This is a genomic window from Pseudomonas sp. 18173 (assembly GCF_050432945.1).
Classification (GTDB): domain Bacteria; phylum Pseudomonadota; class Gammaproteobacteria; order Pseudomonadales; family Pseudomonadaceae; genus Aquipseudomonas.
On record NZ_JBKFTN010000016.1, the window covers coordinates 1 to 12,588 of the forward strand.

16 protein-coding genes and 1 tRNA gene are annotated in these 12,588 nt (G+C 52.5%); 3 read left to right on the top strand and 14 right to left on the bottom strand.

From position 1 onward, the window contains the following. The first annotated feature begins 1 nt into the window (after window position 1). Window positions 2–754, top strand: a complete 753-nt coding sequence (locus tag ACLD1X_RS18175) for a DNA adenine methylase (protein WP_429369953.1) — start codon at window positions 2–4, stop codon at window positions 752–754. A 228-nt stretch (window positions 755–982) separates the two neighbouring features. Here the strand turns inward: ACLD1X_RS18175 and ACLD1X_RS18180 are convergent, their stop codons facing one another. The 5 genes from ACLD1X_RS18180 to ACLD1X_RS18200 form a co-directional block, all read right to left on the bottom strand. Beyond that, window positions 983–2,014, bottom strand: coding sequence for a DUF4435 domain-containing protein (locus tag ACLD1X_RS18180; RefSeq protein ID WP_429369955.1), 1,032 nt, complete (start codon window positions 2,012–2,014; stop codon window positions 983–985). Between the two features lies 1 nt (window position 2,015). Beyond that, window positions 2,016–3,167, bottom strand: coding sequence for an AAA family ATPase (locus ACLD1X_RS18185; protein WP_429369957.1), 1,152 nt, complete (start codon window positions 3,165–3,167; stop codon window positions 2,016–2,018). 444 nt (window positions 3,168–3,611) lie between these two features. Next, entirely contained in the window at window positions 3,612–4,436 is an 825-nt protein-coding gene (locus tag ACLD1X_RS18190) for an abortive infection family protein (RefSeq protein ID WP_429370261.1), read from the bottom strand. A 144-nt stretch (window positions 4,437–4,580) separates the two neighbouring features. Further along, complete coding sequence (locus tag ACLD1X_RS18195; RefSeq protein WP_429369959.1) at window positions 4,581–4,790, bottom strand: hypothetical protein; 210 nt, start codon at window positions 4,788–4,790, stop codon at window positions 4,581–4,583. Window positions 4,791–5,082: 292 nt separating this feature from the next. Beyond that, on the bottom strand, window positions 5,083–5,595 hold the full coding sequence (locus ACLD1X_RS18200; RefSeq protein ID WP_429369961.1) for a hypothetical protein: 513 nt from the start codon (window positions 5,593–5,595) through the stop codon (window positions 5,083–5,085). A gap of 603 nt (window positions 5,596–6,198) precedes the next feature. On the opposite strand from ACLD1X_RS18200, the gene ACLD1X_RS18205 reads away from it, so the two are divergent. Further along, a tRNA-OTHER gene (locus tag ACLD1X_RS18205) sits at window positions 6,199–6,276 on the top strand. A gap of 94 nt (window positions 6,277–6,370) precedes the next feature. On the opposite strand, the gene ACLD1X_RS18210 is transcribed toward ACLD1X_RS18205, so the two are convergent. From ACLD1X_RS18210 to ACLD1X_RS18240, 7 genes are all read right to left on the bottom strand, one after another. Further along, entirely contained in the window at window positions 6,371–7,405 is a 1,035-nt protein-coding gene (locus ACLD1X_RS18210; protein WP_429369963.1) for a site-specific integrase, read from the bottom strand. Continuing rightward, window positions 7,406–7,618, bottom strand: a complete 213-nt coding sequence (locus ACLD1X_RS18215; protein WP_429369965.1) for a DUF4224 domain-containing protein — start codon at window positions 7,616–7,618, stop codon at window positions 7,406–7,408. It lies immediately after the preceding gene. Between the two features lie 76 nt (window positions 7,619–7,694). Then, window positions 7,695–10,409 carry a bifunctional DNA primase/helicase gene (locus tag ACLD1X_RS18220; RefSeq protein ID WP_429369967.1) on the bottom strand — a complete coding sequence of 905 codons (2,715 nt, stop codon included), beginning with the start codon at window positions 10,407–10,409 and terminating at the stop codon, window positions 7,695–7,697. 6 nt (window positions 10,410–10,415) lie between these two features. After that, window positions 10,416–10,649, bottom strand: coding sequence for a hypothetical protein (locus tag ACLD1X_RS18225; protein WP_429369969.1), 234 nt, complete (start codon window positions 10,647–10,649; stop codon window positions 10,416–10,418). 75 nt (window positions 10,650–10,724) lie between these two features. Beyond that, a complete protein-coding gene (locus ACLD1X_RS18230; RefSeq protein ID WP_429369971.1) occupies window positions 10,725–11,096 on the bottom strand; it encodes a hypothetical protein in 372 nt (123 codons plus the stop codon). After that, window positions 11,093–11,383, bottom strand: coding sequence for an ogr/Delta-like zinc finger family protein (locus ACLD1X_RS18235; RefSeq protein ID WP_429369973.1), 291 nt, complete (start codon window positions 11,381–11,383; stop codon window positions 11,093–11,095). Before ACLD1X_RS18235 ends, ACLD1X_RS18230 begins: the two co-directional genes overlap by 4 nt. An 11-nt stretch (window positions 11,384–11,394) precedes the next feature. Further along, window positions 11,395–11,586: a hypothetical protein gene (locus tag ACLD1X_RS18240; RefSeq protein ID WP_429369974.1), complete on the bottom strand. Its 192-nt coding sequence runs from the start codon at window positions 11,584–11,586 to the stop codon at window positions 11,395–11,397. On the opposite strand from ACLD1X_RS18240, the gene ACLD1X_RS18245 reads away from it, so the two are divergent. Then, the gene (locus ACLD1X_RS18245; RefSeq protein ID WP_429369976.1) at window positions 11,585–11,800 is read left to right on the top strand and encodes a hypothetical protein; all 216 of its coding nucleotides are present in this window, start codon (window positions 11,585–11,587) and stop codon (window positions 11,798–11,800) included. The two genes, ACLD1X_RS18240 and ACLD1X_RS18245, sit on opposite strands and share 2 nt — an antisense overlap. Window positions 11,801–11,816: 16 nt before the next feature. Here ACLD1X_RS18245 and ACLD1X_RS18250 read toward each other — a convergent pair whose 3' ends face one another. Together ACLD1X_RS18250 and ACLD1X_RS18255 are read right to left on the bottom strand one after the other, a co-directional pair. Further along, window positions 11,817–12,293: a YmfL family putative regulatory protein gene (locus ACLD1X_RS18250; RefSeq protein ID WP_429369978.1), complete on the bottom strand. Its 477-nt coding sequence runs from the start codon at window positions 12,291–12,293 to the stop codon at window positions 11,817–11,819. 29 nt (window positions 12,294–12,322) lie between these two features. Next, window positions 12,323–12,535, bottom strand: coding sequence for a DNA-binding protein (locus tag ACLD1X_RS18255; protein ID WP_429369980.1), 213 nt, complete (start codon window positions 12,533–12,535; stop codon window positions 12,323–12,325). Between the last annotated feature and the right edge of the window lie 53 nt (window positions 12,536–12,588).

Below are 12,588 nucleotides of genomic sequence, written 5' to 3' on the forward strand. Positions count from 1 at the left end.
TCTGGCCGATCGCCTCATTCCCCTGTTTCCACCACACGAATGCTACGTCGAAGTGTTTGCGGGCGGCGCCGCGCTTTACTTCATGCGGCCCCAGGCGGCACCTGTCGAAGTGCTAAACGACATCAACGGCGACCTGGTGACGCTGTACCGCGTGGTGCAGAACCACCTCGAGGAGTTTGTGCGTCAGTTCAAATGGGCGCTCAGCTCACGCCAGGTGTTTGAGTGGCAGAAAATGACTCGAGTCGAAACCCTCACCGACATCCAGCGCGCCGCCCGATTTTTCTACTTGCAGCACCATGCCTTCGCCGGCAAGGTCTCTGGGCAGACCTTCGGGACCGCCACCACCACCCCGTCAATCAACCTGCTGCGGATCGAAGAAAACCTTTCGGCTGCCTGGCAACGCCTGTCCGGCACCTACGTGGAAAACCTGCCTTGGCTGGAATGTGCCGAACGCTACGACCGTGCCCACACTTTCCACTACATGGACCCACCGTACTGGCAGACCGCGGGCTATGGGGTGGATTTTCCTTTTGAAAATTACGAACGCATGGCGGATTTCATGCGTCGCTGTAAGGGCAAGGTGATGGTCAGCATTAACGACCACCGGGACATCCGCCGGGTGTTTGAAGGCTTTCACTTTGAGACGCTGGATATCCGCTACACCACGACAAATCAGCGCCAAGGTCGGGCCGACATCAGCGGTGAACTGATCGTAATGAATTGGGAGCCAGCAGCTTTCGGAGGTCTCTTTTAGAGGTAGACAATAAATAACGGTTAGCCACCCGATAATTGCAAATTTTAGCAATAGGGTGGCTGTGTCTAGGGTTTTGAAAATTAGGAGTATAGTGACTCTAATTATTGTCAATGGAAAAAAGGCTTTATCCATCTTTTTGGGGTAATAGCAGGCTTCTGTGAGCAGATGAAATGCGTACCGCAACAACATTTGCTAGCGTCATCAAGCGATACGTTAAACTGTAATGATCTAGCTATACTGTTCGGAAAGCTCTGTGACAGTGTCAGCCAAGAATTCAACTTCAAGGCTTGTGTAATAGAAGCATTGTTTTAGTGTAGAAGCGAACTCAGCCCACTCATTTTTTAGCGCTTTAACAACATCGCCTGGGTTTTGGTAGATGCCTTTGATTCGGACTTCCTCTTGTCGTTTTAGATGTTTGCTCATGCGGTCGGCAACAGAAGTTATCATGTCAAATACATCATGGCCTCGGATAAAAAGGAATGCATTTGATCTGGTTAGTCCAATCGATAATAGCTTTGATTCGTATGCTTCAAATTTGCCTTCGAATCCTGCACTAATAAAACTTGTTTTTATGTTTTCGTTTAAGGATTTTAAAGTGCCTAAAAATTCTTGGTAAACTGCTGACTCAGCAAGTGGAACTTCAAAGTCAATTAGTTTCAGGCGTTGGATCGCCGAATGCAATCCATTTCTTAATGTTTCAGCCGCTTGTGGGGTGATTACATTGGCGTAAGAAAGCAACGCTACTGTATCATGAGAGCTACAACTGAGTGCTTCAATAAGGTCGGACGGCTTCAGAACTAGTTTATTTAATTCACAAGCCGAGATGTTTGCTAACACGCGATCAACGTGCATGGGTACCAAAAAAGCGTTGTCAATCGAAAATATTTTGGTGGTATAGATGTGTTTTTTGTTTGTTTTGTCTTCGTATTCGTTGCAAAACGACGAGAGAAATGATCCGTCATCATCTATACAAAAAATATTGTGTTTGCTAAGAGTGACTTCCTTGCGATCCAACATTGCCATCAGGCGTTTACACCCGGTAGCAGCTTTTCCATCAACAGAAAGAAATTGATCTGGGAGTTTGATTTCAAATTTGTAGTTGCTGTTGTCTTTTAATAGACTGCGCCAAAATCGCTTGTCTTCTCGGGACTCAACCCAAACGAATACTGTTTGTGTTTCCAGCCCGTCAAGGTTGAAGTATTTAAGTTTGCTTAGATGCGATCCGTCAATGACAAAACCCAGTTCTGAAGATTTGTGCATCTTATGCGTCCGGTGTGTATTTTGCCATGTTTATAACCTGCTCAACATCTGTATTCATTATGAGGAATGGAGAGTGGGTTGCAATGATAAATTGCGAATTAGGTGCCAGTTTTTGAAGGGCGGGTAGAAGTCTTTGCTGCCACTCTACATGTAAAGAGGTTTCAGGCTCGTCGAGGAAAAATAGCGAACTACCTTTATATAAGTACACCATCAAAAATAAGGATAGTAATGTTTTTTCTCCCTTCGAAAACAAGAACCAATCCACCAATGTTCCATCGCACAATCTAAGCCTGATTGTGTTGTCATTCCATACAAGTCTACGTTTTGTGAGTGTGAAGAACTCATTGGATATTACAAAAAAGTCGTTCGAGGAAAATATGGTGTCACTCAGGTTTACTTCTTCTAGTTTTATTTTTTCTGAAACGTATTCGACCGCTTTTTCTTCTGTTATTTCCAGTTTTTTCTTTTTGGCAGTTTTGAAGTACTCTCTCATTGCATCTTTTACAGAGGATTCCAGTACGGAGCTAACGGAGTCTTTTACAATGCTGGATGATACAAATTCGGTGATCAGGACTAGCAGAGTGTTATTTAGATTGTGGTCGTTTTCAAATAGTGCGCTTTCAACTTTTCGGGCGTAGTTGAAGTGAATTTTTTCATCGATGTACGCAACAACATTTATCGAGTTTTCAATTGCTTCTAATTCATTTTGATCGCAAAAGATAGTGCCGGCACAAAAGTTGCGAGAGTCTTCGTTTTCCGATTTTTGCGAAGAGTATGAGCCCCGGGCTTTTCCAGTTTGCAAATATTTTTCGACATCTTTGTATGTTTTCGAAAGGCTCTCACGTTTGGTTAAAATTGAGCCAACCTTTTTTTGGACCGAATCGTGGGGCATAGTTCCTCGATCGGCTTTAATTGCTCTAACTTCTACGTCGTCTTGCAATGCAATGCTCATCACCCAGTCAGATTCCTTTGCAGGAAAGTCATGATTTCGAGCTAGCGATAATGTTTCGAAAAGAGCCGATAGAACCCGCGATTTTCCTGAGCCATTGTAGCCAGTCAAAATCAAAAATTGACAGCCTTGGTCCACATCGATTTCGATTCCGTGACCAAGCCAAGGCATATTATGCAAGCCGATCCGCTCTATTTTTCTCAAAACTCACTCCTTAAAGATCCGTCAAAGTTAGCTATCCATCGATGACGGTAAAGCTAGAAACGTTAGGTTTCGGAATGCTTCCTAACGGTTTCAGCGATGCTTGCAAATCATATAGCCTTTTTCTCATAGGCGAAAATTTTTTCAGTGCTCCTTTGCCATAATGCACGCGCGATTCGATGCTAAGGAAGATGCGATGGTGGTGGTCTGGACCCCAGTTGACTCCGGCACCTTCTATGCCAGTTGCCAAAGGGTTTTGACTGTTTTGAGCAACGATGACGATCGGAGCTGCGCAAGAAACTGGGCGTGATACTAGCCCAGGGATGCGCGACATATCTTAGGAGAGCCTACCTTTCAACAAGATCGACCCAAAGCAAGTACGTATTTCAAGCGTATCCTGCCGGTTTTGGTGCGCATCGGAAAAGCCTGTCCGCGTTGTCTCTGTTGTTAGCACGCATTCAGCTTATCCAGCATGTATCCAGCTATTACGCCGGCGAGCTCTACGGCGGCCTCTGCCTCTGCTTTTGTGATGCCTGCGGACCAAGGGCGACCGTGGCCAGTACCTTCTTTATTCCGAAGACGGTTTACACCAACAGCAGTTTGATACATGCCACGTTCCATCATGCGGCAAGGGGCCTCACTAGATGATGGTGGATCTTCGGGTGTGGCTAAGCCGAGAGCAACGAAGGCTTGGCCAAGCAAAGCCGGAAAATTGGCTTGCTGCGGGTACGCGCCGAATTTCACCGTTATAACGTGGGCTGCGGTAGCTTCCAGTAAGTCTTTGCTCGTGCCGGAGAGCAGGGCTGCATCCTCCGCGCCTTTCTTGGCACGTCTAGCGTAGGCTCGCAATGCCTCTGTGAGGCTCCGGCCACTCAGTGATTCTAAGTTCTTAGATTGTAGGTCACCATCCAATGCGAGTACGTAGCCTTCTGAGCTGAAGGCTTCTACAGCCCGCAAAATGACGTCCTTGCCAATATAGTTATCGGACGTTTCCCTGAAACCTCCGGACGCTCTAATCTTCGAGATCAAGCTCTCGATTAGCTTACCACCGGCTGCTTGGTCATTATCGAGCGCCCAAGAGAGAACAGCCCGCAAACGTTTTGATTTACCGACGCTTTGACCTTGTACCTTTGGGTCGACGTTCGATAAGCCTGCGCGACCAATGTAGAAGTCCAGGTCAGAATGACTTGGTTCTCTGTATGCTCCTGATTGTGAATCATCGACCATCTTACTCACTGTGGCCACGATCAAGTCGGTAATCGGCAATGTCATTTCGTTCAATACTCTCTCTTTTAGGTTCTCGCTAACGATTGAGTTAACTGGCGGATGCAGTCTGTAGGCCGGATGTCGTTTGAGTCTGATGTGCCGGCGCCTGATCAAGTTTGGTGTGGCGATGTCCGCTTCTGCTGAAAGTAGTCATTCCGGCGCCATCATCACCGCAAGCGTCATTTTGATGAATTCTTCATTCTTGTCGATTGCTTCCAGGGCGCCGCGCACGTTATCGGCGACTTCTGCGGACCCGCGCTGCTCGACCCAATTCGAAAGCTCCATGACGGCGGCCTCTAAGGCGAGTTGATTTTCATTGATTTTGAACAGTAGTGACGGTAGCAGATCAGAATTGGGCATTGGGAATCCTCCATGGTGATTTCAGCGTAGCAGCAGAAATCGAGAGGAAACGTGGGCTAGCAGGTCGATAAAACGGCCTGGGAGAGAGTCAGACATTTCAGAGTCGTTTCTGGATCCTCAGTGGGAGTGGGTTGCAGAAATGGTCGAAAAGATGCGGAAACGATCATGAAAGTGACGGCTGGGAGATCCAAACCCCAGAAACGACAAAGCCCTGAATAATCAGGGTTTTGTCGTATAAAAATGGTGGAGGCGAGGGGATTCGAACTACGAAGAGAACAGCTCGAACCGCTTGTTAGGCGTGGGGTGTACCACCTAGGCCAGGAAAGGTTTTGAGAGATTCCACATCAAGCTTTTCCACACGGAAAGCAACGAAGTTGTGAATAAGTTCCTCCGCGCAACGCTCTGAACGTTCAACGATCTCAACAAGCGCCTCGTACGACAAGATCTTCTGATCGTTGGTGTGATGCGCAACAGCCTCAAGGAAAGGGCGATCAAGAGAGTCTTGGAAAAATACGAGGCAAAGCGGGTTGTGTGCAACAAGATTTCGATTTTGCGCGAGTTTCTTGGCGCTGAGAAGCGATTGCACGAAAGCTTCCTGTGTTGCATATGTCGCATCCTGAGCCTTTGCCAGATCCCGAGCAAAGTCGATACGTGCGGATAGCGGAGCATTGGCAAAATGCTTATGGATTATTTCTCCGGCCCAATCGCGGATGCATTCATGTGTTGTTCGTTCAATGCTTCCAAAAGCGATGAACAGTCGGCCAATGATCGGGGCCCAACGAGCTGAATCTACGAGACTAACCATGTGTACACCTGACGCCGTTTTAAGCCGAGTCGCGAAGCGGTTTCGGCGGGAATGAGTTGTTAGGCCCCGCCCGGTGCACGGATGGTATTGGCCTCGGCATAGATGAAGGCAGGCTCAACTGCGGAAAATGTTCATGAAGCAGCCCCGACGCTACCGATTTGCAACTTTTCTGTCCACTGACTGCTTATGGCTGTGGATTCAACCGGTCGATGCAACAGATTGGTTAAAACGTTAGGCGAGCATTTCGTTGATCTTGAACAGCAGGGAAGGGAGCAGGTCTGAGTCTGGCATCGAGAATCCTCGATTATGAGGTCAGCGTAGCACTCCTTGTTTATATTTTTTTGATTCGGCACCTGGGCCTTGCGATATGCCTCAGCATATCTCACCCCCAAGGTAAATCGGTAATTGTGATACTGAGTGCGCGCAATAAGTATGCCTGATCGGCATACGTTCGATTTTTGTCAAGCTGTCCCGAGTGCATAATTTCGCGCTTGAGGGGCGGTGGTTTCTGGGCCGCAATCTTGTAGGGGGATGCGGAAACATTGGGCTGCACGGCATATCAATAGGTTTGATTGCGGCCCGGAAAACTATCTGTAAGCCCCGGCCTGATTGATTTTCCCTCAGGACTTAAAATCCCCCGCTCGTAAGGGCGTGCCGGTTCGATTCCGGCTTCGGGCACCATGAATATCAAGGGCTTGCGTGAGATACCTCATGCAAGCCCTTATTTCTTTGCTCCGCAAAAATAAATCCCTGCTCCGCAACTCGCGACCGCTGGTCATTTTGTAGGCGTAACTTTCATGCCTTTTCGCATGCGAATGTAGTGCTCTGTCATGCCCACAGTGGTGTGTCCAAGTTGATCACGCGCCGCGCGTATATTGCCGGTTGATTCTTCTTTATCTGTTGCTGCCTTCGCTCTTAAATCGCGCATCTGAAAGTCAGCTTTCTCAATACCGGCGGCTTCGCGGGCGTCATCAAATCGTTTTCTGAGCATGCTGGTTGTCATTGGCTGGCCATTTTCCATGACCACCAAGCGAGTGGAGCGAATTTTGTACCCGGCCTTGCGCGCCAGAATTCGATCAATCACTACCTTCAACTCACCGACAATCTCGATCCGTCGCTTTACGCTGGTTTTCCCCTGTTGAACGGCCAGCTGGCCATCGCGGATATCACGCTCGTCCATTTTTAACGTGTCCGCTATGCGTTGGGCGGTGAGATAGAACAGATCCAGGGCGTCACGAAGCGGCTGTCCAGCGCGCTCATATACGCTTAGCAGTAATTCATCCTCGACATAAATGTCCCGACCCAGCTCTTTATTGCCTTTTACGCCTGAACAAGGGTTGGCCAGAGCGGTGTAACCGCTCTGGCGGGCGAAATTCCAGATTGAGCTGAGTAACGCCTTTTCTCGATTTGCCCGGACAGGCGCCGTCTTTGAGCGATACCGCAAATACTGCCTGACATGCAGTGGCTCAATGGCCTCAAGTGGGGCAGGTGGGTCATTGAAAAACACCAGTAGCTGCTTCAGTTCGCGGGCATTGTCCCTCTGTGTCGCCGGTGCCTTTGTCGGGACAACTTCTTCCATATAAAGATTGGCTACGTAGTCGAAGGTCAGAACCGTCCGCACCAGTGCAACGGAAACCCGGCTTTTCTCCAGCTTGGCGTATTCGAGGATGGCCAGGCCATAGTCTGAACCCAGTGGGATCTCGCGGCGTGGCTTTGAGCCGGTGTCATAGTAGTAATAAACCGTCCCACTACGCTGTGTACGCTTGCGGAGTCTGGCAATGCTGTCCGGTTTTGATGGTTTTCTACCCATTTAGATGGCTTTCCTTGGCTGCCAGGTACCTGGATTCGATGATTGACTCTGTTTGGGGTCCAACAATGCAGATGTCGTTACACAAGGCCATCCATTGCGCTTGATCGTGTGTCGGACGCCGTTCTTGCGCAATACAGCCAGCTGCCCTGCCTTCGTTCGGGCGGCAGTCAGTTCGCAGACTTGCTCATGTGTCAGAAATTCAATACTGCTCATAACTCGCCTCCGTGGCGAAAAGGTCCATAGGCTGATGGAGCAGGGCAGCGGATAGACCGCTTTCCTTATCGTTGGGTCAGGCGCTTTTAAAAATCCAGCAGCGCACGGTCATGGGTTTATTGAACATCGCGTTGCCTGCAGCCTGTGAAGCACGCACAGCGCTATAGGAGGCCTTATTGGACTCCAGCCATTTGCGGCTGCGGCTGTTAACCAGCAGCGTGCGCAAGGTCTTCAGGTCGGCCAGGTTCTGCCGGTGCTCGCTGGCCTTCTCGGCAAATTCATTGAGGTTGATAGCAATCAAAGCGGGGTCGGTGCTGTGGTTCACCTGCGGGCCTTCACCCAGGCTTTCGAGGTATTCGTACACCTCCCAAAACTCAGCGACCAACGGGTGATCCGCGCTGATCGCGGTTTGGCGCTCCAGGGCCATGACCGTCAGCGCCTGTTGCGTCGTCACCACCTGGTTTTCATCCAGCGGGCACACCAGGCGCAGGCAATCCACCAGGGCCATCAACTGGCTGTGATTTTTGATGATTCGCTCGACGCGAATTTCCTTGAGCGTGCGCAGCTGCCGTTCATGGACCAGCACCCGTTCGGCGAACTTCGCCATCACCTGCGCCTCTGCGCGCACGGCCAGTAGCAGGAAGTGGCTTAGGTGTTCCACTGGGATCAGGTTCAGGTTGTCCGCCGCGGCTCGGCTCTCCGTGGTGACTTCCGGACGCGCAAAGTGCGACTTGATAATCCGGGTCAGGATGGCTTCTGAGGCATTAACATCAGCGTTCTGGCTGATCGCAATGGCGCCGCGGAACGGCGGTTCGTAGGTCTCGTTACCGCTGGTCTTCATGCCCTTGGTGCCGAGGGTGCCGCCGCCATAAAAGTCCTTCAGCTCGTCCCAGTCGAAGCCCTTGGCGTGCGCCTTGTCCGGCTCATTGCGGTCGCCCTCGATCAACACCACCGGCATGTTGGACACCTGGCCCATGGCACGCTGACGGCCGGCACGGGTCGATTTCGATGGATCGAAACCCTCGTGCTCCCGGCCCAGCAGTTTCCAGAGAAAGGTCAGCAGCGTGGTCTTGCCGGCGCCTGCTTCACCGGTGACCTCGAGGAACGGAAACGACTTGTACTGCGCGCGGATCTGTTCGGCGAACAGCGAGCCGAACCAGAATGCGAGTGCGACGATGCCCTTGGCGCCAAAGCACAGCCACAGCATCGGCAGCCAGTCGCTGCGGTACACCTTGCTGTCGCGCTGGATGTGCATGGCGATCGACTTCTGCAGCGTCTTGAGCCGCAGCTTGCCGAACTCGAAAAAGTCTTCCTTGTTCACCTGGCTGACGATGCCGTTGCGCACCGCAATGTCACCGAAGACGTAGCACGTGTGCTGTTTGCTGTAGCCAATGAAATCGATGGTCTCAACGGTTTTCAGGCCGAAGAGCTGGTCCTTCATGATTTTGTCGAGCTGTTGGCCACTGCCGGTGAAAACAGCGCCGGCGGCCATGCTGAGCAGGCGCTTCTTGAACTCGCTGGCGGCGGCGACCTGGCCACCGGTGAAGGTGTTTTTGACGCTGCCGCTGTCGTGCGGGAAGTCGACGCGGAAGTAGTACCAGGATTCGTCGGTGACTTCATTGCGTTGGAAGTACAGCGCCTGCGGGTAGCAGTTGGCGATTTCCACCACACCGCCGCATTGGCGCAAGGCTTTTTGACGGCGCTGCTTTTCATTGAGTAGCTGGTCTTCGTGACTGGTGGATGTCTCCAGCGACTGCATCGCCTTGTTGAATTTCTCCAGGTCCATCTTGAACCAGTACAACCGACTGTCGAAGCCGAAGTGAAATTCATGGCGCTCGCGCCAGTCGTACATCAGTACGCCCTTCTCTGACGCACTTTCAGCGATCAGGAGAGAGCCGTAGTAGCGAGCAGTGGCCAAGTCTTTTTCGACTTGCTCAATGTGTTGGGTTTCGTCATCGATGAAGTTCCAACGCTGGTGCAGGTCATTCCAGTCAACCTTGCGACTGTCCGGTTGGGGAATCTGCGCCGCCTCGCACTCATAGCCCAGGGCGCGCGCCTGCCGCACCCAACGCCTGGTGTACTTGTGCGCCCCCGGCTCGTTATCCAGTGCCCACACCAACTTGGGCAACTTGCCACCCCGCAACCGAGACAGCTCTTTCAAGGATTCTTCCGGAAAGGCACCGGACGACATCGCCGACACCGCCGCAATACCGTTATGCACCAGGGCAATGGCGTCAAAGATCCCCTCGACAATCCACAGCTCTTTGACGTCCAGCAGCTCGACACAGGGCGGGCACCACCAAACACCCCGCGGGCTGTCACCGGGCTTGAATCGCGCCTTCATCTTGCCGAAGCGGTGCGGCCGATCGATCAGCCGTTCCCAGTACCCACCCTTGTCCAGGGCAAAGCGCACCGTCGCACTGCCGGCATTCAACTCACCAGAGAAATACGTTTCCTGGGTGAACCAGCCCTGAATCAAATCCAGGCGAAAGCCGCGCGCAAATTCCAGATACGCCCGGGCCGTTGCATGGGGATGCTGATCGGTTGCCGGCGCACGTTTGCTCCAGTCGTCGAACAGGTCTTCGTAGATCTCCTTCACATGCCAGGTCTGGCCACACTTGCCCCGGCCGCAACGGATCATCCACGGATCATCGTGGAAGGCATACAGCTCCTTCTTCTTGCACGCCGGGCATTCGCCTTCGCGCATGTACCTGCCGGCCTTGTGCTTGAGGCCGTAGTCAGCCTGGAGCCGTTGCAGAATGTCGGCGCGTAAGTCGTGTTTCATGTTCATCGGGGCTTACTTCACTTCGCCGAGGCTGTGTTTAAGGGCGCCAATCAGGCGTTTCTGTGCGGCCATCACCGGGAAGGCCGCGAGCAACGAGCCATGCCGCAAACCCTCGGGTACCAGGCGAAACCGATCGTCGTACCAATGCTCGTTGAACTGCATCGCGTACTGGCTGCGTAGCGTTTCGAGCAACGCCTCGGCCTGCGATCGGCTCAGTTTTGCGGTGATGGCGACGTCGATTTCCATGATCTACCTCGGATTTCGGGCAAAGCTCACCCAAACCCACGGGAAGCGGGGCAGGGCGGGAGGTTTAGAAAGGGCTTACTGAGGGTATTGCTTGAGCGCGGACGCACGCTGGGCGAGCAAGGTCTGCGGCAGCAGCCTCGCCGGGACCGGGTAACGCAGGTCAGCCCGCGTGTCGATCAGGTGCACAACGGTGCTACCAGGGGAATTGCCCCAATCCACACCGATCCACTTGCGCTGGTTGATCACCTGTAACTCAGTCCAGGCGTTGTGCACCAGCTGCTGCGCCAGGAACACCGGCACCTCCAGAGCGGTGGTCATGTGCCGCACGCAGTTGTCGTACAGCAAGTCGGAATCCACCAGGTGCTGCGCCTCATGCCGTTGCAGATAGGCAAACGCCGCCCGCTGCATGCTGCTGCGATAGTCGTGATCAAGCTGTTCGTGGTTCATTGCGCACACTCCATTTCCATTTGGTCGAGCAGGTCGGGTTGATCGTTGGCGGTCTTCATCGCGGCGCGACGCAGGGCGATATCGGCGACGGGCAGGCGTACAGCTGGGTTGGCCATGCCGCTGGGGCTCATCTCGTGAGTCATTTCAAACTGGGCACGCACTGACCAGCCGCAGGCCTCGTTGGTGCATTGCAGGTAGGCCACGCGCAGGAAGATGTGGGTGCCTTCGCTGGTGCGGATGCGCATACGGCCGTGGCAGTGAGGGCAGACCAGCTTGTAAGTGCTCATAACCGGTTCCTTTAGAGCGTCTCTGCCGTTTCATAAGCCATATTCAGCGGAGTGATCGCATCGTCGATGGCAATCCTGATGTCAGTACCTGATAGCGAGTCATTGGTGGTCGCGACAATTTCTTTTACTGTGTCGAGTCGCTGCTGGGCGATGACCAGCAGGCCCAGTAATTGATTTCTTTCTAAATCGGAGATGTAGGTCATGGCTCACTCGAAAAGGGATGTTGAAAGCTTGATGCAGCGCTTGCAGGAGCGGTACGAAGCGTTGGTGGAAATCATGCGAGGTCGAGAAACAACAAAATTGACCGCTACAGGAGAAGTGCCTGGGCTAATCGTGAGAGCTGAGGACATTCGTTTTGCTGTCGATGACGTCGCTACGGCACTGAAAGAGATCAAGGCACGTCTCGGTAAAGGTTGAATGCAGTTGTCCATGCTTAACTTCCTTGTATCGACTTGCTGTGCAGTTGGATGGTCGCCAACACCTCGGCATAGCGGGCGGACATGTAGTTCATCAATGCCTGAACAATTGCCTGTGCCTCGCCGGGGTTAATCACCCCGTCGTCCAGGGCAGCGGCAATAATCTGATCAACCTTGCCGCGCTTGGCGGCGGCTTTGACTGACCGGTTGTACAACTCGACGTTGTCCAGGTCTGCCGCAGCGGTCAGCGGAACAAATATGCCGCCGTACTTGGCCGCGATGTAATTCGCCAAATAGGCAGTACCAGCAACCTGTTCGAGCCGGTGTATGTGGTCGTCGCTCAGGGGGCGACTGCCGGCACTCTCATAGGCCTGGTTATCGAACTTCTTGACCGGCATACCCAATTCGGCAGCGGCATAAAGGCGACCGCCTGGGTAAGCGCAGATAACGGCGCTGACAACATCTTTCCGGTTGGCTAGAACTGGACGTTTCATCTTCTGGTTTCCTCCCTGAGCCAGCGGGCCTAGTTTGTGACGACACCGTCTTTGATGCCGAGCAGCACCGCAGCCCGGTGAGCTTCTCCCCGGAGACATTTTTTCTGTCCGTTCAGCACCGCATACACCGTTGACGGGCTTAGTTGGTGTTGATCGGCCCAGTCTTTCGCCGACAGCCCTTGGTGTTCGAGGCGCTCTCGGGCCTCTTGGCATGCTTGCTCGGTGGGGTATGCGTTCGGCATAGTCTCGTTTCGTGTGATTTCGTGTGATGACAGGCGAAGTATTTCCCATGATC

What these genes read in the sequence shown, in the direction of transcription:
- ACLD1X_RS18180 (WP_429369955.1), bottom strand. Translation starts at nt 2,014, where the DNA reads ATGCACAAATCTTCAGAACTGGGTTTTGTCATTGACGGATCGCATCTA.
- ACLD1X_RS18190 (WP_429370261.1), bottom strand. Translation starts at nt 4,436, where the DNA reads ATGACATTGCCGATTACCGACTTGATCGTGGCCACAGTGAGTAAGATG.
- ACLD1X_RS18195 (WP_429369959.1), bottom strand. Translation starts at nt 4,790, where the DNA reads ATGCCCAATTCTGATCTGCTACCGTCACTACTGTTCAAAATCAATGAA.
- ACLD1X_RS18200 (WP_429369961.1), bottom strand. Translation starts at nt 5,595, where the DNA reads ATGGTTAGTCTCGTAGATTCAGCTCGTTGGGCCCCGATCATTGGCCGA.
- ACLD1X_RS18210 (WP_429369963.1), bottom strand. Translation starts at nt 7,405, where the DNA reads ATGGGTAGAAAACCATCAAAACCGGACAGCATTGCCAGACTCCGCAAG.
- ACLD1X_RS18215 (WP_429369965.1), bottom strand. Translation starts at nt 7,618, where the DNA reads ATGAGCAGTATTGAATTTCTGACACATGAGCAAGTCTGCGAACTGACT.
- ACLD1X_RS18220 (WP_429369967.1), bottom strand. Translation starts at nt 10,409, where the DNA reads ATGAACATGAAACACGACTTACGCGCCGACATTCTGCAACGGCTCCAG.
- ACLD1X_RS18225 (WP_429369969.1), bottom strand. Translation starts at nt 10,649, where the DNA reads ATGGAAATCGACGTCGCCATCACCGCAAAACTGAGCCGATCGCAGGCC.
- ACLD1X_RS18230 (WP_429369971.1), bottom strand. Translation starts at nt 11,096, where the DNA reads ATGAACCACGAACAGCTTGATCACGACTATCGCAGCAGCATGCAGCGG.
- ACLD1X_RS18235 (WP_429369973.1), bottom strand. Translation starts at nt 11,383, where the DNA reads ATGAGCACTTACAAGCTGGTCTGCCCTCACTGCCACGGCCGTATGCGC.
- ACLD1X_RS18245 (WP_429369976.1), top strand. Translation starts at nt 11,585, where the DNA reads ATGGCTCACTCGAAAAGGGATGTTGAAAGCTTGATGCAGCGCTTGCAG.
- ACLD1X_RS18240 (WP_429369974.1), bottom strand. Translation starts at nt 11,586, where the DNA reads ATGACCTACATCTCCGATTTAGAAAGAAATCAATTACTGGGCCTGCTG.
- ACLD1X_RS18250 (WP_429369978.1), bottom strand. Translation starts at nt 12,293, where the DNA reads ATGAAACGTCCAGTTCTAGCCAACCGGAAAGATGTTGTCAGCGCCGTT.
- ACLD1X_RS18255 (WP_429369980.1), bottom strand. Translation starts at nt 12,535, where the DNA reads ATGCCGAACGCATACCCCACCGAGCAAGCATGCCAAGAGGCCCGAGAG.